Below are 24,045 nucleotides of genomic sequence, written 5' to 3'. Positions count from 1 at the left end.
CGTGCCCATCGGAGGCTCCTCCCCGCTGGTCCGCCCGGGTGCGCCCGGGCGGGCCGGTGGTCCGGACACCACCCGGCAGGCGGGCCACCGGGCCGCCGGAGCGCACTCCCGGCGGGCGGCGCGCTCGGAGCGTTTCGCGCCGTACATCCTGGTGGCCCCGGCCGTACTGATCATCCTGGGGCTGCGGCTCTACCCGCTGCTCCTCGGCGTCAACTTCTCCTTCACCGGCGACGGCGACCAGAACGGAGCGGTCGTCGGACTTGACAACTACCTGGAGTTGGCCGACGATCCGCTGTTCCGCACCGCGCTGGGCAACGTGGGGCTGCTCGTTCTGTTGCTGCCCGTGGCGGTGGCGATCCCGGGCCTGCTGGCGACGTTCATCTACCTGCGGGTCCCCGGGCACCGGGTGTTCCGCAGCGTCTACTTCTTCCCCGCCGTGCTCTCGCCGGTGATCGTCGGCTCGATCTTCAATCTGATGCTCGCCTTCGACGGCCCGCTGAACACCGTGCTCGGCGTGGTCGGCATCGGCCCGGTCGACTGGCTCGGCGACCCGGGCGTCACCATGTTCACCGTCGTCGGCGTGCACGTGTGGGCGACGTTCGGGATGGCGCTGGTGGTCTTCCTCGCCGGGTTCTCGACCCTCGACCCCTCGCTGCTGGACGCCGCCCAGATGGACGGCGCGTCACTGGCCCGGACCATCTGGCACGTGGTCATCCCGAGCCTGTCCCGCACCATCGCGTTCGTCCTCGTGACCACGATGATCGGGATGCTGACGTCGATGTTCGGCCTGCTGTACGTCATGACCAGCGGCGGCCCGGAGGGGTCGACGTACCTGCCGGAGTACTACATCTGGATCCAGCAGGGACAGATGAACCGCCCGGCGCTGGCCTCCGCCGCGTCGACGGTTCTCTTCCTCATCATGCTCGTGGTGGGACTGGCGCAGGTCGGCCTGCTCCGCCGCGCGGGAAGGCAGGACTGATGCGCGGAAGGCGCCTCAGCGGCTGGGTGGCCGCCGTGCCGATGGCGGCCCTCGCGCTGGCCACGGTCTACCCCCTGGTGTTCACCGCCAACGTGGCCATGAAGACCCGGCGCGAGTACGTCCTCGACCGGTTCGCCCCGCTGAACTCCCCGCACTGGGAGAACATCGGCACGGCCTGGTCCGACGCCGGCATGGCGCGATACTTCGCCAACTCGCTCCTCGTGGTGACGGTCTCGGTGGCCCTGCTGCTGCTGCTCGGGTCGATGGCGGGCTTCGCGCTGAGCCGGCTGCGCTTCCGCGGCTCCAGGGTGATCTTCCTGGGCTGTCTCGCGGCGCTGTTCGTCCCGTTCCAGGTGATCATGGTGCCGCTCGCCCGGGTCATGGCGGACACCGGTCTCATCGACACCTACCCGGGTCTGATCCTCGCCTACGTCGCGCAGTGGCTCCCGTTCACCGTCTTCCTGATGACCAGCCACTACACGACGATCCCGATGGAGATCGTCGACGCGGCGAGGATCGACGGGAACACCGTCTTCGGCGTCTACCGTCGGATCATGATCCCGCTGGGCACTCCGGCGCTGTTGTCGGTCGGCATCCTCGACACCCTGTTCTGCTGGAACGACGTGCTGATCGCCCTGCTGACGATGAACTCGGCCGACCACCGCACCCTGATGGTCGGGGTCACCTCGCTGCGCGGGCAGTACTCCGACGACATCCCCACCTTCGCCTCCGGAGTCCTGATCGCCGCCGTGCCGGTTCTGATGATCTATCTGTTCCTCCAGCGGCAGATCGCCGACGGCGTGACCGCCGGTTCCACGAAGGGCTGACATGCGTATTTCGGGGTATCGCACACTGAAGACGATCCAGGACTGGGGTCGTCCCGTCGGTGACGCCAACGGCGTCTACGCCGACGGGGGCGTACCGGTCCAGATCGTCATGGTGGACACCGACGAGGGGATCACCGGAGTCGGCATCGGACCGCACGTGGAGATCGACGCGGTGTTCGCCGCTGTCGAGGGCGAGGATCCGCGCGCCGTGACGACGCTCTACGACCGCATGCTGCGGCACACCTTCAAGGCGGGTCACGCGGGCGTCGTGTTCGGGACCATCGGCGCGATCGACACGGCGCTGTGGGACATCAAGGCGCAGGCGGCCGGCGAGCCGCTCTGGCGCCTGCTGGGGGGACGCGACCGGCGCGTCCCCGCGTACGCCTCGGGCCTGGACATCGGCCTGACCGACGACGAACTCGTCGCGGCCTACAAGGAGTACGCCGGGTACGGCCTGCGCGCCGCCAAGATCAAGGGCGGCCTCGACGTCGAACAGGACCTGCGCCGGCTGAGGCTGGTGTGCGACGTCCTGACCGAGGCGGGGCACGGAGCGCGGCCGGGCCTGATGCTCGACGTCAACGAGGCCTGGACGCGCAAGCAGGCCGTGCGGCACGTCGGCGAGATCGAACGCGCCCTCGACCTCATCTGGATCGAGGAGCCCGTGCGGCGGTGGGACGCCGAGGGCATGGCCGCCGTCGGCCGCGGGATCCGGGCCTCGGTCGCCGCCGGGGAGAACCTCACCGGGCTCGAACAGTTCCGTCCGGCGCTGGCGGCGGGGGCCGTCGACATCGTCCAGACGGCCGCCGTGTGGGGTGTCACCCACTTCCTCCGGGTGTCGGCCCTCGCGCACGCCCACGACCTGCCGGTCAGCCCGATCGGCAACGTGCCGGTCGGGCTGCTGCACGCCGCCACGTCGGTGCCTAACCACCTGGTCAGCGAACTGCAGGACCTGCGGCCGCCGCTCGGCGTGTCCGCCGACATGCACATCGAGGACGGCGCGTTCGTCCTCGGAGACTCGCCGGGCCACGGCCTCACGGTCGACGAGAGCGCGATCGGCGCGTTCCCGGGCGCCGTCTCGGCCGACAGCCCCAACGTCCGGCCGGAGCACGCCGGCCGGCGCCTACTCCCCGCGCCCGGCCACGGCCACCCCGCCCGGCCGCACGAGCTCGCCCCCGCGAGCGACGGGGCGGCGAGGTGACCCGCTCCGCCCAGGCTGAGGCCCGAGCCGCCGACCCCATCGTGGTGGCGCCCGCCGGGGCCGGGAACGCCGACGACACGGGCCCCGGCGGCCGGGAGCGGCCGCTGGCCACCCTGGCGGAGGCGCGGCGGCGGGCCCGTGCCGCCGCGGCCGAGGGGAGGCACGACGTCACGGTCGAACTCCTCGCCGGGACCTACCGGCTGACCTCGCCGCTGCGTTTCGACGCCGGCGACTCCGGCCGGAACGGCCACACCGTCACCTGGAAGGCCGCGCGCGGGGCCGCGCCGGTGCTGAGCGGCGCCACGCCCGTCACCGGCTGGGAGGTCGACGACGCCGCCACCGGCGTCTACCGGGCCCGGGTGGCCGCCGGGGCCGACAGCAGGCAGCTTTACGTGGACGGGAAGCTCGCACCGCGCGCACGGATCAGCGTGGCGCCGTCCGACATCACCCTGACCCCCACCGGATTCACCGTCCGGAACCCGGATCTCGCCTACCTCGCCGGGCTCCCCGACCAGAGGCGCATCGAGTTCCAGGCGATGCTGTCGTTCACCAACCGGTTCGCGCCGGTGGAGCGCATCTCCGGCTCCACGGTCGTGATGCGGCAGCCGGCCTGGGACAACAACACCTGGGGATACGACGTCGTCCAGGCTCCGTTCCGGACGCCGCAGTTCTTCCTGCTCAATTCGAGGAGGTTCCTCGACGAGCCCGGCGAGTGGTATCTGGACTCCACCACTGGAACGCTCTACTACAAACCCCTTCCCGGGCAGGACATCTCCAGTGCGCGGGTCGAGCTGCCCCGCCTGGAGTCGCTGGTCGAGGTCGGCGGCACCTACGACGAGCCGGCCCGCGGCCTCCGGTTCGAGGGCCTGACCTTCAGCGGCACCACGTGGCTGCACCCGGGCACCTCCGACGGTTACGCGAACCAGCAGACCGGGGCCTTCATCAGCGGCGTCCAGCCCCACCGGCCGCCGGACGCGTTCACCTCGTGCTCCTCCGGCTGCCGGGAGTTCGAGGCGTCCCGCAACGGCTGGGCGCAGGCGCCCGCGGCGGTGCAGGTGTCGGCCGCGGCGGACATCGCCTTCGTGGACTGCGCCTTCGTGAACCTCGGTTCCGTCGGGCTCGGCATCGGCAACGACGCCGGCGCCCACGCCACCGGCGTGGGACTCGGCGCGCACCGGGTGTCGGTCGTGGGGAGCACGTTCACCGCCTGCGCCGGCGGCGGCATCATGGTCGGCGGCATCCGCCCGGACGCGCACCACCCGTCCGATCCGCGCATGGTCAACAGCGACATCCTGCTGCGTGACAACCGCGTCCACTCGACCGCGCTCGAATACCTGGACCAGGGCGCGATCGTCGCCAGCTACGTCACCCGGCTGGCCATCGAGCACAACTACGTCTCCGACATGCCGTACATCGGCATCGGCGTCGGCTACGGCTGGGGCGCCAACGACCCGGGAGGCAGTCCCGAGTACGCCGGCCGCGGCCTCTACGACTTCCAGCCGATCCACGACACGCCGACGACCCTGAGCGACGTCCGCGTCGTGGGCAACCACGTGCGCAACGTCGTGCAGACCATGTTCGACGCCGGCGGCATCTACACGCTCTCGGCGATCCCGCGCGGCACCATCGAAGAGAACTACTGCGAGAACAGCGGTCAGCTCGGCCTGTACTTCGACGAGGGCTCCCGCTACCTGAGCGCGAACCGCAACGTGTTCGCCGGCACCGCCGGGCAGTGGGCGCACGCCAACAACCAGAGCGGCAACCACACCGGCGATCTCACCCTCACCGGCAACTTCTCCACCAACCCCGCGATCACCGGCATCGTCGACGGACAGCGCGGCAACGTCACCAGGGACAACGTGACGATCACCCTCGGGGCCGTCCCCGCCGAGGCCGCCCGCATCATCGACGCGGCCGGCCCCACCGGGAAGTACCGTGACGCGCCCGGGCCTTGACCACGGAGCGTGCGAGTGCTGACAATCGCCGGGCGACACACTCCTGCGATCAAGGAGAGGCCCGTGCTCCAGGCACAGCTGACCATCGACCCCGCCCACCGGGTGGCCCCGGTGCGGCGCCGTACGTTCGGCACGTTCGTCGAGCACCTCGGCCGCTGCGTCTACACCGGGATCTACGAGCCCGGCCACCCCACCGCCGACGCGGAGGGGTTCCGCGGCGACGTGCTCGCGCTCACCCGTGAGCTGGGGGTGACCACCGTCCGTTATCCCGGCGGCAACTTCGTCTCCGGCTACCGCTGGGAGGACGGCGTGGGCCCGCGTGAGCGGCGGCCCCGGCGGCTCGACCTGGCCTGGCACAGCACGGAGACCAACGAGGTCGGGGTCGACGAGTTCGTCCGGTGGTCCCGCCTGGCCGGCCTGGAGCCGATGATGGCGGTGAACCTCGGCACGCGCGGCGTCGCGGAAGCCGTCGACCTGCTCGAATACTGCAACATCCCGTCCGGGACGACGCTGTCGGACCTGCGGGTGGCGGGCGGCGCCAAGGAGCCGCACGACATCCGCATGTGGTGCCTCGGCAACGAGATGGACGGCCCCTGGCAGATCGGGCACAAGACCGCCCGCGAGTACGGCAGGCTCGCCGCCGAGACGGCCCGGGCGATGCGCATGGTCGACCCCGGCCTCGAACTGGTGGCGTGCGGCAGCTCGGGCTCCTCGATGCCGACGTTCGGGTCCTGGGAGACGACCGTCCTGGAGGAGACCTACGACCTGGTCGACCACATCTCCTGCCACGCCTACTACGAGGAGAAGGACGGCGACCTCGGCGGCTTCCTGGCCTGCGCGACCGACATGGACCACTTCATCTCCACGGTCGTCTCCATCGCCGACCAGGTGGGGGCGCGGCTCGGCTCCGGCAAGAAGATCTCCGTGTCGTTCGACGAGTGGAACATCTGGTACCTCAGCCGGCACCAGTCGGCCCCTCCCCCGCCGGACTGGCCGGTCGCACCGCCGCTGCTGGAGGACCACTACCACCTCGCCGACGCCGTGGCGTTCGGCGGCCTGCTCGTCACGCTGCTGCGGCACAGCGACCGGGTCGCGGCGGCCTGCCTCGCCCAGCTCGTGAACGTCATCGCGCCGATCATGACCGAGCCGGGCGGCCGGGCCTGGCGGCAGACCACCTTCCACCCGTTCGCGCAGGCCGCGCGGTACGCCTCGGGCGACGTCCTGCTCACCGAACCGGTCGGGCCGTCGTACGAGACCGGCGAGTTCGGGCAGGTCCCGGTGCTCCACGCGGTCGCCACCCACGACGACCGGTTCACCACGGTGTTCGCGGTGAACCGGTCGGTGACCGAGCCTTTGGAGCTGGAGCTCGACACGCGGGCGCTCGGCGCCGTACGGATCGCCGAGGCGACGACGCTCACCCACGAGGACGTGTACGCCCGCAACACGGCCGACGACCCCGAGCGGGTGGCGCCCCGCCCCAACACCTCCCACCGGAGCGATCCCGCACGGATCGTGCTGCCGCCGGTCTCCTGGAACGTGATCAGGCTGACGAGGGCCTGACCGGCGGCGCGGTGCTGTCGCGGACCACCAGTTCGTTCGCGAGGTCGATGCGGCTCGTGGCCACCTCCGTGCCACGGGCCAGGTCGAGCAGCATCTGGGTCGCGACGACCGCCATGTCCGACAGCGGCTGGTTCACCGTGGTGAGAGCGGGCTCGACCCAGGCGGCGGCGGGCACGTCGTCGTACCCGACGACCGACAGCTCGCCGGGGACGTCGAGGCCGAGCCGCCGCGCGGCCCGCAGCACGCCGAGCGCCTGCAGGTCCGACCCGGCGAAGATCGCGGTCGGGCGGGCCGCCCCGGTCAGCAGGTCCATGCCGTGCTCGAAGCCGGCGTCGACGTAGAAGTTGCCGTACCGCACCAGGCCGGGGTCGACGGCCAGCCCGGCCTCGTCGTGGGCGACCCGGAAGCCGGCGACCCGCGCCCTGCTGCACAACACGTCCTTCGGCCCCGAGACGACCGCGATGCGGCGGTGGCCGAGCTCCAGGAGATGGCGGGTGGCGAGCAGGCCGCCGTTCCAGTTGTTCGAACCCACCGTGGGCACGGTCGCCGGGGTGACGCTGTCGGTGTCGACGACGACGAACGGGATCCGCTGCCGCCGCAGGCTCCGCTGCTGCGACTGGGACGGCCCGCACATGACGAACAGCACGCCGAGCGGCCGGCGGTCGAGGAGGCCGTCCAGCCACTCGTCCGGCGGCCGGTGCGCTCCCCCCAGTTGCGACAGGGCGACCTCGATCCCCGCGGGAGCGGCGACGGAGTCCACCCCCCGGATGATCTCCATCGACCACACGGAGTTCAGCTGGTGGAAGACGAGGTCGATCTGTCCCCTGAGCGGCCGCCGCCTGACGCGGGGGCGGTACTCGTGCCGCGTGAGGCAGGCCTCCACGCGTTCCCGGGTGGCGGGCGCGACGTCGGGGCGGCCGTTGAGGACCTTGGACACCGTGGTCACCGAGACGCCGGTCTCCTCGGCGATGGCCGCGATCGTCGCGCGGCGGGGGCCCTGGGCGGAGGTAGGGCTGGTCATCGGTCCACTCGTCGTTCCCGTGCGCTGGTGTTTTCCGAAAATTTCGTGAAACTCTACCAGCGTGAGGGCCTCTAATAAGCGGAGACCAGCGCGATTGTGAGTGGAGTCGACGGCACTTGACTTCCCTCTTGACGCACCCTGGCTTGAGGCTTATATTTCCGCAATATTAATCCAAATCATCGAAACTTTCGGTCATGTCGCCCCGGCGTTTTCCGTTCGCGGCGTGCTGACGCGGCGGCGTGGTCGTGACGCGGCGGCGCCGCCAACGGAGATGGCACCGGAGGCACGAGGATGAGCACCACCCAGGCGGTCGACGCGTCACCGCCCGCCGGTGATCCCCGGCGGGCGGGCCCCGGCCCCGCCCGTACGGACCGCCCTCCGGGCCGCACCTGGCGTCAGGCGCTGCGCCGGGACTGGCAGCTGTACTCGCTGGCGCTCCTCCCGCTGCTGTTCTTCGTGGTCTTCCGGTACCTGCCGATGCTCGGCAACGTGATCGCCTTCCGGAAGTTCCGGCCCGGCGGCGGCGTGCTGGGCGAGGAGTGGGTCGGCCTGCGCTACGTGCGGATGTTCCTGGGCGACCCGTCGTTCTGGCACGTGTTCACCAACACGGTGGTCCTCGGCGCGCTGACCCTGCTGTTCTGCTTCCCGATGCCGATCGTGCTGGCCCTGCTGCTCAACGAACTGCGCGGCCGGCGGATCAAGCGGTTCGTCCAGTCGGTGTCCTACCTGCCGCACTTCCTGTCGATGGTGGTCGTGGCCGGTCTCGTCATGGAACTGCTGTCGGTGGACGGGCCGGTGAACCAGGTGCTGCGGGCGCTGGGCGACGACCCGATCGCGTTCCTGCAGGAGGCGGGCTGGTTCCGGACGATGTACGTCTCCTCCGAGATGTGGCAGACGGTCGGCTGGGGAACGATCATCTATCTCGCCGCGCTCACGACGGTCGACGACCAGTTGTACGAGGCGGCCCGGATCGACGGCGCGGGCCGGTGGCGGCAGATCTGGCACGTGGCCCTTCCCGGCATCCGGCCGACGGCGGTCACCCTGCTGATCCTCAACATCGGCACGTTCATGGCGGTCGGCTTCGAGAAGGTCCTGCTGCTCTACAACCCGCTGACCTATCCGACCGCCGACGTGATCTCCACGTACCTGTACCGCATGGGCATCATCTCCAACAGCTTCAGCTACGCCGCGGCGATCGGCCTGTTCGAGGCGCTGATCGGGCTGGGCCTGGTGCTGTCGGCCAACCTGATCTCCCGCCGGACCGTGGGGACGAGCCTGTGGTGACCGTGGACCGGACCCGCGGCCGCCAGGTGTTCCGGGTGGTCAACGCCGTCGTCCTGACCGGCGTCGTGCTGGTGACCCTGTATCCCTTCGTCAACATCGTCGCGCGGTCGCTGAGTGACGAGTTCGCCATCCGGGCCGGCAAGGTCAACCTCGTCCCCGTCGGGTTCACCTTCCGTACGTACCAGTTCGTGGCGTCCGACCCGACGTTCTGGACGAACTACCGCAACACGGTGGTCTACACGGTCGTCGCCACGGCCATCGCGATGCTCATGACGACCTGCTACGCGTACGTGCTGTCGAAGAGGCACCTGAAGGGCCGCACGTTCCTGATCGGGGTCGCGGTCTTCACCATGTTCTTCTCCGGCGGGCTCATCCCCAACTACGTCCTGATCTCCAGCCTTGGGCTGAAGGACACCATCTGGGCCATCGTGCTGCCGAACGCGATCAGCGTCTTCAACCTCCTGGTGATGAAGACGTTCTTCGAGGGCATCCCGGCGGAGCTGGAGGAGGCCGCCGCGATCGACGGCATGAGCACGTACGGCATCCTGCTGCGGATCGTGCTGCCGCTGTCGAAGGCGGTCATCGCCACGATGGTGCTCTTCTACGCGGTCTCGTTCTGGAACTCGTGGTTTCCCGCCTTCCTCTACATGACCCAGAGCGACCTGTTCCCGGTGACGGTCTACCTGCGCAACCTCATCGCCGGGGCGACCACGGGCACGTCCGTCGGCGCCGACGCCACCGACATGACCGTGGCCACCAACATCAAGGCGGTGACGATGGTGCTCACCGTCCTCCCGATCCTGACGATCTATCCCTTCGTCCAGCGGTATTTCGTCAAGGGAGTCATGCTCGGCGCGGTGAAGGGATAGCCGCGCCGGATCCTCGCACTCAGGCAGCCCCGCTCCCCCCAGGGAAAGGACCCCCCTCTCATGCAGAAGATCAACCGGCGTCAGGCGATGATCGCCATGGGTGCGTTCGCCGCGCTCGCCGGCTGCGGCAGCGGTGACGAGAACGGCGGCAAGAAGAGCGGTGAGGCCCTCTCGGCGAACCGGGACGGCGCGATGGCCGACTACGCCGTCGGCACGCAGTTCAAGGCCGCCGCGCCGCTGACGTTCAGCATCCTCTACAACAACCACCCGTTCTATCCGATCAAGAACGACTGGTTGTTCTGGTCCGAGCTCACCAAGCGGACGAACGTGACGCTCCAGCCGAACGTGGTGCCGCTCAGCGACTACGAGAACAAGCGCAGCCTGATCATCGGCGCGGGCGACGCCCCCATGATCATCCCCAAGACCTACCCGGGCCAGGAGGCTCCCTTCGTCGCCTCCGGCGCGGTCCTGCCGGTCAGCGACTACATCGACCTGATGCCGAACTTCAAGGACAAGATCGCCAAGTGGAACCTGCAGCCCGACCTTGACACCCTCCGGCAGGCGGACGGCCGCTTCTACCTGCTCCCCGGCCTCCACGAGGACTACTGGGTGGAGTACACGCTGGAGGTCCGCGCCGACGTCCTCGACAAGCTCGGGATCGCGACTCCGCAGACCTGGGACGACGTGCACGCCATGCTGAAGGCGATGAAGGAGGAGCACCCCGACTCCTATCCCTTCTCCGACCGGTGGGCCATTCCCACGCCGGGCGGCGCCATGCTGAACCAGGTCTTCGGCCTGGGCTGCGGGGCCCGCGGCGGCTGGGGCTTCACCACTGGCCTCACCTGGGACCCGGCGGCCGGGAAGTTCGCCTACACGGGCGCGATGCCGCAGTACAAGCAGATGCTGCAGTTCATCCACACGCTGGTGCAGGACAAACTACTCGACCCGGAGAGCTTCACGCAGACCGACGACCAGGCGATCCAGAAGCTGGCGTCCGGCAAGTCCTTCGTGATCAGCGGCAACGCCCAGACCCTCGTCAACGAGTATCGCCCGCCGCTGGAGAAGGCGAACCCGAAGGCGAAGCTGGTCAAGATCCCGGTGCCCGTCGGGCCGCTCGGGCCCATCAAGGCCGACTCCAACGACACCCGGCTGGAGAACGGCATCATGATCTCCGCGAAGGCCAAGGACAGCAAGAACTTCGTGGCGATGATGCAGTTCATCGACTGGCTCTGGTACTCCGACGAGGGTCAGGTGTTCGCCAAGTGGGGCGTCGACGGGGTCACCCACACCAGGGACGCCTCCGGCTTCCACCTGCCGAAGGACGTCGACTTCGTCGGGCTCAACCCCGGGGCGCCCAAGCATCTGCAGAAGGACTTCGGCTTCTCCAACGGCGTGTTCGCGTACGGCGGGAGCACCGAACTGCTCCAGTCGACCTTCTCGGAGGAGGAGATCGAGTGGCAGAAGGGCATGAACGCCCGGAAGGCGCTGCCGCCGAAGCCGCCGGCCCCCCTCAACGACGAGGAGCGTGAGCAGGCCGCGCTGTGGCAGACCCCGCTGAAGGACCACGCCACCCAGAACTCGCTCGAGTTCATCCTCGGCAAGCGCGACTTCTCCGAGTGGGACGCGTACGTGCAGGAACTGGAGGGCAAGAACATGTCCGCCTACGTGAACCTGGCGAACAGCGCCTACGAGCGGTACAAGAAGGAGCACGGCTGACCGTTCCGCCGACCAGGCATGTACGGCTGCGCGGCGCGGCCCCGTAGCGGCCCCGCGACCCCGTGGCGGCAGTGTGTGGCGGCAGTGTGGCGGCAGTGTGGCGGCCCGATCGACCAGGAGATTCCCATGACCGGCACGACGACCGCGACATCAAGAGTGGCGACGTCAAGGGGGACGACGTCAAGGGGGACGACGTCAGCGGTGACGACGGCGGCGGCACGGCGGTTCGGCACCGGGCCGCTCTCGCGGGCCGCCGCGCTGGTCTACACCCTGCTCGTGGTCGAACTGCTGCTGCTGGCCGCCTGCCTGCCCGGCCTGGCGGGGCTCGTCCTGCTCGGCCTGTTCGGGCGTGCCGCCGCCAACGTCCCGCTGGCCGCGGCCTGCCTGCTCCCGGCCGGCCCGGCCCTTTCGGCCGCGCTGTACGCGGTGCACCGCCGCCGCGCGGATCTGGCGGATCTGCGTCCGGCGGCGGCGTTCCTGCGCGGCTACGCGATGAACGTGCGCGGCGCGCTCAAGGTTTGGGTCCCGGCGCTGGCGTGGCTGACCGTCGTGGCGGTCGTCCTCGTGAACTTCCCCGCCGCCGGGGTGCCGGACTGGTGGACGGTGCCACTCCTCGTCGTCGGAGTCGCGACGGTCCTGTGGACCGCGAACGCGCTGGTGATCACCTCTCTGTTCACGTTCCGGGGGCGGGACGTCGCCCGCCTGGCCGCCTACTTCCTCTTCCGCACGCCCTGGGTGGCGCTCGGCGGCGCGGGCCTCCTCGTCGCGGCGGCCGGTCTCACGCTGGTCGCCACCGAGGCGGCGACGGCGGCGCTGGCCTCGGTGTTCACGGCGCTGTTGCTGCTGAACAGCCGGCCGGTGATCGCCGAGGTGCGCGACAGGTTCACCGCGTGACCCCTCCGCGACGACCGGCACGCCCGTCCGGAGGAGGCCCGTGACCTCTCCCGGCCCGCCTGGCTCTTTCGGCCCCCCCGGCTCTCCCGATCCGCACGGCGTCCATCCGGCGTGGCTGCCGGACGAGGCGTTCCGGCCGATCGGCTCGCGCCGTACGCTCCTGCGCGGTGGCGGGCCGCTCGCCGGGACCGTGCACGAGGAGGTGGCGCGGGCCTGCGCGCGGTACGGCGGCAGCGTGCGGCGGCAGGCGGCCGGTCGGCACGACGACGGCGAAGACGGGGGCGAAGACGGCGACGGCGGTGCGGACGGCGGCGGTGCGGACGGCGGCGGGCCGTACGACCTCGTGCTCGCGCTCACCGCGGCCGGGGACCAGAGCGCCGGGGAGCATGGCATCGGGGAGGAGGGCTACGTCGTCTCCCGGCGCGACGGCGTCACGGTGGTGCTCGCCGATTCGGCGGCCGGCCTGCTCTACGGCCTGTTCCATGTGGTGCGGCTCGGCGAGGAGGCGTTCGGCGCCGAGCGGCCCGCCGAGCACCACCGGCCCGCGGCGCGGCTGCGCATGCTCGACCACTGGGACAACGTGGCCGTGCACCCCGTGATGGGCCAGGTCGAGCGCGGCTACGCGGGCGGGTCGATCTTCTGGTGCGACGGCGCCCCGCGCGACGACCTGACGCGCGTCGGCGCCTATGGGCGGCTGCTGGCCGCCTGCGGGGTGAACGCGGTCGCGGTGAACAACGTGAACGTGCACGCCGCGGAGACCCGCCTGCTCACCGACCGCCTCGGCGACGTCGCCGCGATCGCGGACCGGCTGCGCCCCTACGGCGTGCGGGTGCACCTGTCGGTGAACTTCGCCGCGCCCCTCGCCCTCGGCGGGACGGCGACCGCCGACCCGCTCGACGAGGACGTGCGGGCCTGGTGGGCCGCCGTCACCACCCGGGTGTACGAGGCGATCCCGGACTTCGGCGGCTACGTGGTCAAGGCCGACTCCGAGGGGCAGCCGGGACCCCACGCGTACGGGCGCGACCACGCCGACGGCGCGAACCTGCTCGCCGGGGCGCTGGCGCCGTTCGGCGGGGTCGTCCACTGGCGCGCCTTCGTCTACGACCACCGGCAGGACTGGCGCGACAGGTCCACCGACCGGGCCCGCGCGGCGTACGACCACTTCGCCCCGCTCGACGGGCGCATCCGCGACAACGTGATCCTCCAGGTGAAGCACGGCCCGATCGACTTCCAGGTGCGCGAGCCGGTGTCGCCGGTGATCGCGGCGATGCCCCGCACCCGGGTCGCGCTGGAGCTTCAGGTGACGCAGGAGTACACCGGTCAGCAGCGGCACGTGTGCTATCTCGCGCCGATGTGGAGCGAGGTGCTCGGCTTCCGGCCGTGGGGAACCGCCGGGCCCGGCGTGGCGGACATCGTGGCCGGTGATGCCGTGGGCGGAGGGCTCGTGGGGGTCTCCAATGCCGGCGACGACCCCTACTGGACCGGCCACCCGCTCGCGCAGGCCAACCTGTACGCCTTCGGCCGGCTCGCCTGGGCGCCGTCATCGGACCCGGCCGCGATCCTCGACGAGTGGATCGGCCTCACCTTCCCGGCGGGCGGGGATGACGCGGCCGGTGGGGACGACGGGCGGCTGCGGGAGGCGCTGCACGAGATCATGGACGACTCGTGCGGCACGTACGAGCGGTACACCGCGCCGCTCGGCGTCGGGTTCATGGTCCGCCCCGGCCACCACTACGGCCCGGACGTGGACGGCTACGAGTACACGCCGTGGGGCACCTATCACTTCGCCGACCGCGACGGCGTCGGCGTGGACCGCACCCGCGCCACCGGCACGGGCTTCACGGGCCAGTATCCGCCGCCGTGGTCGGAGGTGTACGAGTCACTCGCGCGGTGCCCCGACGAACTGCTGCTGTTCTTCCACCACGTCCCGTACGGCCACGTGCTGCACGACGGGTCCACCGTCATCCAGCACATCTACGACACGCGTTTCGCCGGTGTCGAGGAGGTGGACCGGGCGCGGCTGCGCTGGGCGGAACTCGCCGGGCTGGTGCCCGCCGCTCTGCACGCCCGCGTACGGGAGCTTCTCGCGGAGCAACTCCGCTGCGCCGAGGAGTGGCGTGACCAGGTCAACGCGTATTTCCTCCGCAAGTCGGGCGTGCCCGATAGCCGAGGCCGACGCATTCCCTGACATTCCGTGACATCTCCTGACATTTCGCGAATATCTCCTGAACACCGCATCTCAGGAACACCGGGCCGCGTGATCGCGACGGGCGCCGGTGGCGTCGGATGTGCCGCCGCCACGGCGATCCGCGGGCATCGGGGTCCCCGTCCACTCCATCCGCGGATTCGGCCCAAGTCAACGCGTTCCGGACAGGATTTCGGCCAAAGGTCAGATGTTCTCAAGCCCCGCGAGGGCAAGATGGCGGCTTTTAGGGCGTTTTGGTAACAGCCATTGACCCATACATCAAATCTTTGTAGCTTTGCGCTCACCCCCTACACCGCCTCGTCATCGTGCCGGTCCCGCCGAACTCGTCTGCCCCCGCCATCGCCGGGATCAGGCCTGTCGGCGTGCGCCGGACCGCCGGCAAGGCCGCAAGCGCGTTTGGAGAACCGATGTCAGACCTGACGCGAAGGCAGCTGATGAAGTACGGCACGGTCGGAGCCGGAGCTCTGATGCTGCCGATGCAGTGGACGGCCGTCGCCCGGGCCGGTTCGGTGGCGCCCGCGGAGGTTCGCGCCGCGAACGACATGGCTCTGTGGTACGACAAGGGCGCCGGCACCGACTGGCTCAAGGCCCTCCCCATCGGCAACGGGCGCCTCGGCGCCATGGTGTTCGGCAACGTCGACGTCGAGCGCCTGCAGCTCAACGAGGACACCGTCTGGGCCGGCGGGCCGTACGACCAGAGCAACACCAAGGGCGCGGCGGCACTGGCGGAGATCCGGCGCCTGGTCTTCGCGGACCAGTGGAGCCAGGCACAGACCCTGATCGACCAGGCGATGCTCGGGAACCCGGTGGGCCAGCTCGCCTACCAGACCGCCGGCAACATCAGGCTGACCTTCCCCGGCACCACCGGGTTCACGGAATACGACCGCCAGCTCGACCTCACCACCGCCACCACCTCCGTCAACTACTCGCTGAACGGCGTGCGGTACAAGCGCGAGGTGTTCGCCAGCGCGCCCGACCAGGTCATCGTCATCCGCCTGACCGCCGACAAGCCCGGCTCGATCACGTTCAGCGCGACGTTCGACAGCCCCCAGCGCACGACGCGCACCAGCCCCGACAGCAGCACGGTGGCGCTCGACGGCGTCTCCGGCAACCAGCGGGGCATCAACGGCTCGGTCAAGTTCCTGGCGCTGGCCAAGGCCGTCGCCGAAGGCGGCGCCGTCACCAGTTCCGGCGGAACGCTCCAGGTCGCCGCCGCCGACAGCGTGACGCTGCTGGTCTCCATCGGCTCCAGCTACGTGAACTACAAGGACGTCGGCGGCGACTACCAGGGCATCGCACAGCGGCACCTCGACGCCGCCCAGGGCAAGGCGTACGCCACGCTGCGAAGCCGGCACGTCGCCGACTACGAGGCGCTGTTCAAGCGGACGACGCTCGAACTGGACCGCACCTCGGCGGCCGACCAGCCGACCGACGTCCGGATCACCCAGCACGGGGCCGTCGACGACCCGCAGTTCTCCGCGCTGCTGTTCCAGTTCGGCCGCTACCTGCTGATCTCCTCCTCGCGGCCGGGCACCCAGCCGGCCAACCTGCAGGGCATCTGGAACGACTCCCTGAGCCCGCAGTGGGACTCGAAGTACACCATCAACGCCAACCTGCCGATGAACTACTGGCCCGCCGACACGACGAACCTGTCGGAGTGCTACGAGCCGGTGTTCAGCATGATCCAGGACCTCACGGTGACCGGCGCCCGCACGGCCGAGGTGCAGTACGGCGCCGGCGGCTGGGTCACCCACCACAACACCGACGCGTGGCGGGCGACCTCGGTCGTCGACGGCGCGCTCTGGGGCATGTGGCAGACCGGCGGCGCGTGGCTGTCCACCATGATCTGGGACCACTACCTGTTCACCGGTGACGTCGAGTTCCTCCGGAAGAACTACCCCGCGATGAAGGGCTCGGCGCAGTTCTTCCTCGAGACCCTCGTGGAGGAGCCGAAGCTCGGGTATCTGGTCACGAACCCGTCGAACTCCCCCGAGCTGCCGCACCACGCGAACGTCAGCGTGGCCGCCGGCCCGACCATGGACAACCAGATCCTGCGCGACCTGTTCGACGGCTGCGCCCAGGCCAGCGAGGTTCTCGGCGTGGACGCGAGCTTCCGGGCGCAGGTCCTGGCCGCCAAGGACCGGCTCCCTCCGATGAAGATCGGCTCGCGCGGCAACATCCAGGAGTGGCTGTACGACTGGGTGGAGACCGAGCGGAACCACCGGCACGTCTCGCACCTGTACGGCCTGCACCCCAGCCACCAGATCACCAAGCGCGGCACCCCGGAGCTGTACGACGCGGCGCGGCGGACCCTCGAACTGCGCGGCGACGACGGCACCGGCTGGTCCCTCGCCTGGAAGATCAACTACTGGGCGCGGATGGAGGAGGGCAAGCGGGCGCACGACCTGGTCCGTCTCCTCGTGACGCCGGCCCGGCTCGCCCCGAACATGTTCGACCTGCACCCGCCGTTCCAGATCGACGGCAACTTCGGCGCCACGTCCGGCATCGCCGAGATGCTGCTGCAGAGCCACGCCGGCGAACTGCACGTGCTCCCGGCGCTTCCGGAGGCCTGGAAGAACGGGAAGATCCAGGGCCTGCGGGGCCGCGGCGGCCACACCGTCGGCGCGGCGTGGAGCGACGGGCAGGCCGACGAGTACCTCATCACGCCCGACCGCGCCGGTGTCGTCAAGGTACGCGGCGGCATCTTCACGGGTCGCTACAAGCTCGTCGACGTCGCCGGCGGCAACGTCAACGTGGAGAAGACCGAGCCCGACGCCGTCAAGATCACGGCGCAGGCCGGGCACACCTACCGGGCGTACGTGCTGCAGAAGGTCTCGGTGGCCGCGCCCGCCGAGGTCACGCCGGGGCAGGGGGCGAAGGTCAAGGTCACCGTCCGGGCGGTCGAGGCGTCGCTGCCGTCGGCGGCGGTGGCCCTCAGCGCGCCGGAGGGGTGGACCGTCACCCCCGCGCAGGCCAACGTGGGGCCCCTGGCGGCGGGCGCGAGCGCCACGGTGGAGTTCACCGTCACTCCCGCCGCCGGCGCGGCTACCGGCACCGCGGTTCTCACCGCCGTGGTGAGCGGCACCGAGGGGGGCGCGGCCTGGACCACGTCCACGAAGGCCACGGTGCAGGTGTGGGGCGGCGGGGAGAAGACTCTGGAGGAGCTCTTCAGCAACGTCGCCGTCAGCGACGACAACAACACCGCTCCCGGCAACTTCGACGGCAACGGCGCCAGCCTCTCCGCCCAGGGGCTCGCGACGGTCGGCGTCACCCCGGGGGCCACCGTCACCAAGAACGGGCTGACCTTCAAGTGGCCCAACGTCGCGGTGGGCACCCCCGACAACGCCATCGCCTCGGGACAGTCCCTCAAGGTGACCGGCACCGGCAAGACGCTCGGCTTCCTGCTGACCGGGACCTACGGCGCGGTGTCCGGCCCCGCCACCATCGTCTACAAGGACGGCACGAGGCAGACCTTCACCCTCAGCTCACCCGACTGGTACGGCACGCCCAGTCCGGCAGGCGACGCCGCCGTCGTGGCCCCCTACCAGAACCGGCCGAACAACCAGCGGCAGAACACCGCCGCGACCATCTACTACGTCGGCGTGCCGCTGCAGAACAAGGAGATCTCCCGCGTCGACCTGCCCAACATCAGCGCGCGGGCGGCGAACAACGTCGCGACGATGCACATCTTCGCGGTCGCGCTCGACGCCATCATTCCGCCCCCGCCGGCGGTCAAGCTGACCGTCACCGCCACCACCCGCTGCATCGGCTCCTCGGCCTACCTGGCGGTCACCGCCGTCAACGACTCCGACGTGCCGGCCACGATCACGCTGACCACCCCGTACGGCACCAAGACCGTGGCCGACGTGGCTCCGGGCAAGCAGGCCTACCAGTCCTTCAACACCCGGACCGCCCAGATCGGCGCCGGCAAGGTCACCGTGACCGGCACCGCGACGATCGGCGGCAAGGAGGTCACCTCGTCCTACGACGCCCCCTACAACGCGGCCAGTTGCTGACGACATCATGGGCGTCCCCGGCTGACCGCTGACCGCACCGCCGGGGACCACCCTCCACCCGCCGGGGCCGGCCGCCGATCCGCCGGCCGGCCCCGCCCCCCACAGATGGAGCGATCACAGGTCTCCATGACCGTCGCCGCCGGCGAATACCACTCCACCCTCACGCTTTCACTGTTCAACCAGACCTGACCCCGCGGGTGTGGCGCTGCCTCCGCCTCCCTCTGCCGGACGACCCCGAATGGCTCACCACACAGGGACAAGCTGTGGTGGAATGCCTGATAAGGGATCATGGGGAGCCCAGAAGAGCGAGAAGGGGGCAGCGTGGGGTTTTATGCCGAGACGGGGGCGATCTCGTTCCGGGCGAAGGTACGCGGCTGCCTGCTCGGCGGGGCGATCGGCGACGCCCTCGGCGCGCCCGTCGAGTTCGACCCGCTGGCGGTCATCCAGCGCGACCACGGCAGCGCGGGCCTGGTCGACTTCACCCCCGACTGGCGGGGCCAGGTCGGCCTGGTCACCGACGACACCCAGATGACGTTGTTCACCGCCGAAGGGCTGATCCGCGCCGACGTCCGCGTACGCGAGAGAGGCGTCGGCAGCGAGGCCGACGTGGTCCGCAACGCCTACCTGCGCTGGCTCGACACCCAGGAGCACCGCTCCCCGCCGCCGGCGGACGGTCTCGTCCGCACCGGCCGGCTTCGTGAGCAGACCTGGCTCTACTCCCGTCGCGCGCCCGGAAACGCCTGCCTGTCAGGGCTGCGCGTCGCGCCCGGCCCGGCCGCCGCTCCCGGCGAGCCCGGGCCGGTCAATCCCCGGTCGAAGGGCTGCGGCACGGTGATGCGCTCGGCGCCGTTCGGGCTGGCCGCGCGCGATCCGTACGCGGCCTTCGATCTCGCGGTCAGATGCGCCCAGATCACGCACGGTCACCCCACCGGCTACCTGGCGGCGGGAGCCTTCGCGGCGATCGTCTCCCTGCTGGTCGAGGGCAGGCCGCCGATGGAGGCCGTACACCACACCCTCGAACTGCTGCGGGACAAGCCCGCGCACGAGGAGACCACCACCGCCCTGCAGGCCGCGGTCGCCCTGGCGGACGCGGCGAAGCCGTCACCGGAGACGGTGGAGTCACTCGGTGGCGCCTGGGTGGCCGAGGAGGCGCTCGCGATCGGCGTCTACTGCGCTCTGGTGAGCGGCGACGACGTGGAGCGGGCGCTGCTGCTCGCGGTCAACCACTCCGGCGACAGCGACTCCACCGGCTCCGTCTGCGGCAACCTGCTCGGCGCCCGGCTCGGCGAGGCGGCCCTTCCCGAGCGATGGCTGTCCCGGCTGGAAGGCCGGGAGGTCATCACCGAGCTCGCCGACGACTTCGCTGACCAGTTCAGCGGCCAGTTCAGCGGGGGCCGCGCGGCGCCCGGCAAATATCCCGGCTGCTGACCCGCTCCGGCCGATGGTCGTCATCGACGTGGCGTGCCACCAGTTGTCACTCCAATTTGTCGGTTGTTTCGCCTGGCCCCGCGACTGAGGCGGAGATAAGTTCCATCAAGGAGGAACTTTCCACCTCCACTCGGAGGAATATATCGGGCAATCCGAAATAGCTCGCCGGCCGGGTGTCCGGTTGCCGAGGCTATAGGACGATGTCTACCTTTGACATCGAATGCGACGCGGGGGCGTGGAGCGAGCGGATCGGGGGACGGCGTGACGGAAGAGATGGTGCCCAACCCTCGTCACGCGCAACTCGTGGAACTACTCAAGGAAGTGCAGAGCCGAGCGCACGAGGTCGGCCAGGCATATCAAGGCGTTTATGCTGCGATGCAGTCGGACAAGGTCTGGACGGGACCGACCGCTACGAAATGGACAACCGAGGTGGCGGACCGGCATCACCGCCTGGCCCAGCTCGTACGGCAGATGACCCACGCGATCGAGGACGAACTGCACCGGCATCCCGCGATGGTGACCCGTTCCCAGGCCGAGCTCATCCGGCACCAGCTGACCGGACGCCCCTGAACGCTGTGCCCGCCTCGGTCCAGGAAGGACGCGATGACATCTCCCAGCGGCGATTTCTGCGGCATCGACCCGGCGGCGATGAACTCCATGGCGGCCGACCTGCGCCGGGCCGCCGACCGGCTCACCGCCTTCTCGGCCGACTTCGAGGGACTGTTCCGGGCGAACGAGGTGAGCACCACTCCCCTCAGGCAGGTCACCGCCATCGCCGACTGGGGCCGGGGCCAGGTGCCCAAACTCTCGGAGCGGGCCGAGCTGATCAAGGCGCTGAACGGGACCGGCGACCACACCTTCGCCCGCCTGCCGGACGCACTGGACAGCTTCGCGACCGGCCGCGACCTGGGCCTCATGTACGGCACCGGCCTCTTCGAGAACTCTGACTTCACCTCCGAAACGAAGGGCGAGCTCGCCCACCAGCACATCAAGGAGATCGCCGCCCTCGCCAAGGACCCCGCCGCAGCGGCGGCGTTCTTCGCCACGCTGCCGAAAGAGGTGCGCGAGGCGCTGCCGGATCTTCTCACCGCAACGGGCAGCCCCACCGCCAAGGAGGACCTGGCCGCGTTCAGCGCCGCCCTGGGCGTCGCTCTGCGCGCACCCGGCCGCATTCCGGCCGTGGAGAAGCTGAAGGCCGAGCTGGTAAGCAAGCCGGCCGACCGGGGCGTGGCGTGGAACCGGCTGGCGCTGCTTGCCGGAGCGAAGGCACCGACAGACGTCCGTGTGGCCGCCGCCCGCGCTCTCGCCCTGGACGACTTCATGAAGGACCCGCGCCAGGATTGGTTCGGCGGCAGTGCGAGCCTGTCCCGGACATACGGCTACTCCCCCGACACGATCGCCCTCGCGCTGGAGGTCCTTGTCGGGGACGGCAAGGCCGCACGAGCCACCTTCGCCCAGCTGGGCGGCGACGGTGCAAAGCTCAGTCCGGTCGAGATGATGAAGCGGTTCCTTGACTACAGCAAGACGGTCGGCTCCGGCAATGAGATAACCGGCGCCTTCGGCCGCGCACTGGCGACCGCCTCCGGAGCGTACGACGAGAAGGACGGGGCGCACTCGACGGAGGCCGCGAGATTCGCCTTCGACGTGATCCGCGAGATTCCCAAACTCGGCGTCCCGTACCCGATGCGAACGTCGATGGCCGAGATCGCGGGCTCCTACGCCACCGAGTTCACCGAGGGAGCCAACCTCGGCGATGCCAATCGCACCCAGCCCAGCGCCTTCGGGCCGGTCGAGACAATCGTGCCCGGCCTGAACCCGGTGTTCCGGCTCAGCCCGAAGGACACCTACGAGTTCATCAAGACGTTCGCGGATTCGGCCGCGCACATCAAGCCCTTCGAAGAAGGAATGGGCGACCTCACCGACAGGCTCGTCAACAACGCCGCCAAGATGGACCACGGTAAGAGCACCGATCATCTCGAACGGGCGATGCGGGCGCTCGGCTACGTCGCCGGAATGCAGTTCGCGACCGAGCGGGAGGTGCAGGGAAAACTCGACGCCGAGGACCAGGCCCGAGTCAAGGCAGAGATGTTCGCGTATGGCCTCGGTCTCGGCGTCACCGGGTTCGCCATCTCAAGCGTCGCCGGCCAGATTCTGTGGCTTGGCGTGTCCACCTTCACACCACTCGGCGTGGAACCCGCGATCACACCGGACAACACCCGGATGAGCGAACTGGACGCAAGGGATCGCGCCGCCTGGATGGCCCGAGAGTCCTGGCTGGCGAACATCCTGATGTCCAACGGCTTCAAGGCCAAGGTCCCTCCGAACGACCCACGCTTCTCCAAGGCACCCATCGCCGGAGCAGACGGCAAACTGCTGCCCTTCTCCGAGATTGCCAAGAAGAAGGAAGCCGTCCGCAACTTCGACAACTGGCTCATCGCCAACGGCTCCGGCGGACTGAACGACCGAAAACTCGGTGAGGTCCAGACATCTCTTGAGGAGCGCTTCGCAGGGGCAAGGAAAGTCGCAGAAACTCGAGGCCCATCCCCATACGAGTAATACTTTGCCTCATTTCATGAGAGGCAATCCGTCTCGCCCCGAACCTCAAATCTCCCCTTACCCGGAGCGGAAAGCTCAATCCGCGTATGATATTGGTCGCTCACGGCCTGCTGATAAGTTGGAGTCATGCCAGCTTTGACCAACCTGTAGTCAGCAATGGCGTCGAGCGTACCCACCAGCGCGAGTGTTATCCCCTCAGGATCTCCAGATCCAACCCTAGCTCTCGCCTTAACCGCATAGCTGCGTTTGTATTTATCGTTCCCGCAGGGAATGTCCCTGCCTCCGGGATCAGTTACCTCCACGTCTGTACCAAAAGCGTGCTGCACGGTCTGGTCGATGTGACGTTTGAGGATCTGCCCGGCTTCGGCTGCTGTTGGTTCAGGATCGCTACATGCGGACAGGGTCAGTCCAGCTACCAGGGAAATCGAAGTAATAAGCCGCAGTCGAAGCGTCACGCGATCCTCCAGACAACCAAGCCCACCTGCCGCACACCATGATGTCAACCAACCGGCCCATCGTACGTCCGGTTTACGGAATTACCTAGACCAGTCTCGCGGCATGGGCCAATACACGTGACCCGTTCACCAGGTCCAATAAACTCGGCTCTTTCCTGTCCCAATACCTGCGCTTGGCCGGCCCCGAGGTGGTCCGCGTCTCGCCGGGCGAGTGACCTGCGAGTGTTCCGGGAGGGGCGGCCTCTCATCACACCCCCTCAGGCAGGAGAGGCCGCCCCGGCCCCGCCGACCATGGCAACTGCGGTCGGCGGGGCAGCTCAGCGTGCGCAGCCGGTCAGCAACCCTCGCCACAGGTCACGGACCCGGCAAGTGATCAACCATTCGGTCTCGCGCACCTCGGGTTCCGAGCGCGTTTGGTCCGTACGGCGGATGAACATCAGTCCCCCCGCCGCGCACTACGACACGGCCAGGCACTCCTCGCAGGTGTGCCGGACGACCCGGACGGACGGGGTCCGCCTGGTCTCGGGCAGCCACCGAAGCCGTATGTGGCCGGGCTGGGCGGGCGGCAAGTGCAGACCAGGACAGGGGAAGCCAGTCCGCGTCCGGCCGCCGACCACTCACGCAGGCTGGACCGGCGTCGCCGGTCTCACCCGCTCGGCGTCGCCCTCCTGCCCCCAGGAGACGCCCTGCTCGGGGGCCTGCTGCTCGGCGATGCTCTCCTGCCGGGCGATGGCCCGGCACAATTCGACCAGGTCGTCGCCGTCGACCGTGCGGCACGCCCCCGCCTGCTCGACGAGCGCGGGGAACGGCCGCTCCCGGGACGCCCACAGGCACCCGGCATCGCTGCGCATGATCTTCCACCCGGCGAACCCCGGCGGTGAAGAAACGGCTCTATGGTTTGTCACAGGTCAGGACCTCGATTCCTGGCCAAGGGGTCCGTACGGCGTTCCCGCGCCTGCGGACCCCGCCTGTTCACCTCTTCCACCACCAATGACAACAGTCGGTAACCCCTGCGTCACAGATGCGATCGGGGGACACTGGGTGTGGTCACGACGCCCCACGTCTGACGAAGAGGTGCACA

17 protein-coding genes are annotated in these 24,045 nt (G+C 69.6%); 14 read left to right on the top strand and 3 right to left on the bottom strand.

Annotated features, from left to right (window positions below; all coding sequences use genetic code 11):
• The first annotated feature begins 1 nt into the window (after position 1).
• From OG344_RS23875 to OG344_RS23855, 5 genes are all read left to right on the top strand, one after another.
• Positions 2-979, top strand: coding sequence for a carbohydrate ABC transporter permease (locus tag OG344_RS23875; protein ID WP_405084984.1), 978 nt, complete (start codon positions 2-4; stop codon positions 977-979).
• On the top strand, positions 979-1,806 hold the full coding sequence (locus OG344_RS23870; protein ID WP_405084983.1) for a carbohydrate ABC transporter permease: 828 nt from the start codon (positions 979-981) through the stop codon (positions 1,804-1,806). The genes OG344_RS23875 and OG344_RS23870 overlap by 1 nt, the downstream gene beginning before the upstream one ends.
• A 1-nt stretch (position 1,807) precedes the next feature.
• Positions 1,808-3,004 carry a mandelate racemase/muconate lactonizing enzyme family protein gene (locus OG344_RS23865; RefSeq protein WP_405084982.1) on the top strand — a complete coding sequence of 399 codons (1,197 nt, stop codon included), beginning with the start codon at positions 1,808-1,810 and terminating at the stop codon, positions 3,002-3,004.
• The gene (locus tag OG344_RS23860) at positions 3,001-4,959 is read left to right on the top strand and encodes a right-handed parallel beta-helix repeat-containing protein (protein ID WP_405084981.1); all 1,959 of its coding nucleotides are present in this window, start codon (positions 3,001-3,003) and stop codon (positions 4,957-4,959) included. The genes OG344_RS23865 and OG344_RS23860 overlap by 4 nt, the downstream gene beginning before the upstream one ends.
• A gap of 63 nt (positions 4,960-5,022) precedes the next feature.
• Positions 5,023-6,519 (top strand): alpha-N-arabinofuranosidase, encoded by a 1,497-nt coding sequence (locus OG344_RS23855; RefSeq protein WP_405084980.1) that lies wholly within the window; start codon positions 5,023-5,025, stop codon positions 6,517-6,519.
• Here the strand turns inward: OG344_RS23855 and OG344_RS23850 are convergent.
• Positions 6,500-7,540: a LacI family DNA-binding transcriptional regulator gene (locus OG344_RS23850; RefSeq protein ID WP_405084979.1), complete on the bottom strand. Its 1,041-nt coding sequence runs from the start codon at positions 7,538-7,540 to the stop codon at positions 6,500-6,502. The genes OG344_RS23855 and OG344_RS23850 overlap by 20 nt on opposite strands.
• A 291-nt stretch (positions 7,541-7,831) precedes the next feature.
• Between OG344_RS23850 and OG344_RS23845 the strand changes: the two genes are divergently transcribed.
• The 9 genes from OG344_RS23845 to OG344_RS23805 all read left to right on the top strand — a co-directional run bounded on the left by OG344_RS23845 (position 7,832) and on the right by OG344_RS23805 (position 22,509).
• Positions 7,832-8,824: an ABC transporter permease gene (locus OG344_RS23845; protein WP_405084978.1), complete on the top strand. Its 993-nt coding sequence runs from the start codon at positions 7,832-7,834 to the stop codon at positions 8,822-8,824.
• Positions 8,821-9,693, top strand: coding sequence for a carbohydrate ABC transporter permease (locus OG344_RS23840; protein WP_327045495.1), 873 nt, complete (start codon positions 8,821-8,823; stop codon positions 9,691-9,693). The genes OG344_RS23845 and OG344_RS23840 overlap by 4 nt, the downstream gene beginning before the upstream one ends.
• 60 nt (positions 9,694-9,753) lie before the next feature.
• Positions 9,754-11,409, top strand: coding sequence for an extracellular solute-binding protein (locus OG344_RS23835; RefSeq protein ID WP_405084977.1), 1,656 nt, complete (start codon positions 9,754-9,756; stop codon positions 11,407-11,409).
• Positions 11,410-11,610: 201 nt separating this feature from the next.
• On the top strand, positions 11,611-12,303 hold the full coding sequence (locus OG344_RS23830; RefSeq protein WP_405084976.1) for a hypothetical protein: 693 nt from the start codon (positions 11,611-11,613) through the stop codon (positions 12,301-12,303).
• A gap of 40 nt (positions 12,304-12,343) precedes the next feature.
• Positions 12,344-14,491 (top strand): alpha-glucuronidase, encoded by a 2,148-nt coding sequence (locus tag OG344_RS23825; protein ID WP_405084975.1) that lies wholly within the window; start codon positions 12,344-12,346, stop codon positions 14,489-14,491.
• A 425-nt stretch (positions 14,492-14,916) separates the two neighbouring features.
• Positions 14,917-18,525 carry a glycosyl hydrolase family 95 catalytic domain-containing protein gene (locus tag OG344_RS23820; RefSeq protein WP_405084974.1) on the top strand — a complete coding sequence of 1,203 codons (3,609 nt, stop codon included), beginning with the start codon at positions 14,917-14,919 and terminating at the stop codon, positions 18,523-18,525.
• A gap of 321 nt (positions 18,526-18,846) precedes the next feature.
• Positions 18,847-19,953 carry an ADP-ribosylglycohydrolase family protein gene (locus tag OG344_RS23815; protein WP_405084973.1) on the top strand — a complete coding sequence of 369 codons (1,107 nt, stop codon included), beginning with the start codon at positions 18,847-18,849 and terminating at the stop codon, positions 19,951-19,953.
• Between the two features lie 429 nt (positions 19,954-20,382).
• A complete protein-coding gene (locus OG344_RS23810; RefSeq protein ID WP_208801024.1) occupies positions 20,383-20,523 on the top strand; it encodes a hypothetical protein in 141 nt (46 codons plus the stop codon).
• An 87-nt stretch (positions 20,524-20,610) separates the two neighbouring features.
• The gene (locus OG344_RS23805) at positions 20,611-22,509 is read left to right on the top strand and encodes a hypothetical protein (protein WP_405084972.1); all 1,899 of its coding nucleotides are present in this window, start codon (positions 20,611-20,613) and stop codon (positions 22,507-22,509) included.
• 14 nt (positions 22,510-22,523) lie between these two features.
• Here the strand turns inward: OG344_RS23805 and OG344_RS23800 are convergent, their stop codons facing one another.
• Both OG344_RS23800 and OG344_RS23795 read right to left on the bottom strand, forming a co-directional pair.
• Positions 22,524-22,964: a hypothetical protein gene (locus OG344_RS23800; protein ID WP_405084971.1), complete on the bottom strand. Its 441-nt coding sequence runs from the start codon at positions 22,962-22,964 to the stop codon at positions 22,524-22,526.
• Between the two features lie 617 nt (positions 22,965-23,581).
• Positions 23,582-23,815 carry a hypothetical protein gene (locus OG344_RS23795; protein ID WP_405084970.1) on the bottom strand — a complete coding sequence of 78 codons (234 nt, stop codon included), beginning with the start codon at positions 23,813-23,815 and terminating at the stop codon, positions 23,582-23,584.
• Positions 23,816-24,045: the final 230 nt, after the last annotated feature.

The organism is Microbispora sp. NBC_01389 (assembly GCF_045040095.1).
In the GTDB taxonomy this organism is placed as follows: Bacteria; Actinomycetota; Actinomycetes; order Streptosporangiales; family Streptosporangiaceae; genus Microbispora.
This window is presented reverse-complemented; position numbering and strand designations above follow the sequence as displayed.

Excerpts from the sequence above, each read along its gene's own strand:
- OG344_RS23865 (WP_405084982.1), top strand. The coding sequence starts at position 1,808 with ATGCGTATTTCGGGGTATCGCACACTGAAGACGATCCAGGACTGGGGT.
- OG344_RS23835 (WP_405084977.1), top strand. The coding sequence starts at position 9,754 with ATGCAGAAGATCAACCGGCGTCAGGCGATGATCGCCATGGGTGCGTTC.
- OG344_RS23795 (WP_405084970.1), bottom strand. The coding sequence starts at position 23,815 with ATGCGCAGCGATGCCGGGTGCCTGTGGGCGTCCCGGGAGCGGCCGTTC.
- OG344_RS23845 (WP_405084978.1), top strand. The coding sequence starts at position 7,832 with ATGAGCACCACCCAGGCGGTCGACGCGTCACCGCCCGCCGGTGATCCC.
- OG344_RS23870 (WP_405084983.1), top strand. The coding sequence starts at position 979 with ATGCGCGGAAGGCGCCTCAGCGGCTGGGTGGCCGCCGTGCCGATGGCG.
- OG344_RS23820 (WP_405084974.1), top strand. The coding sequence starts at position 14,917 with ATGTCAGACCTGACGCGAAGGCAGCTGATGAAGTACGGCACGGTCGGA.
- OG344_RS23850 (WP_405084979.1), bottom strand. The coding sequence starts at position 7,540 with ATGACCAGCCCTACCTCCGCCCAGGGCCCCCGCCGCGCGACGATCGCG.
- OG344_RS23805 (WP_405084972.1), top strand. The coding sequence starts at position 20,611 with ATGGCGGCCGACCTGCGCCGGGCCGCCGACCGGCTCACCGCCTTCTCG.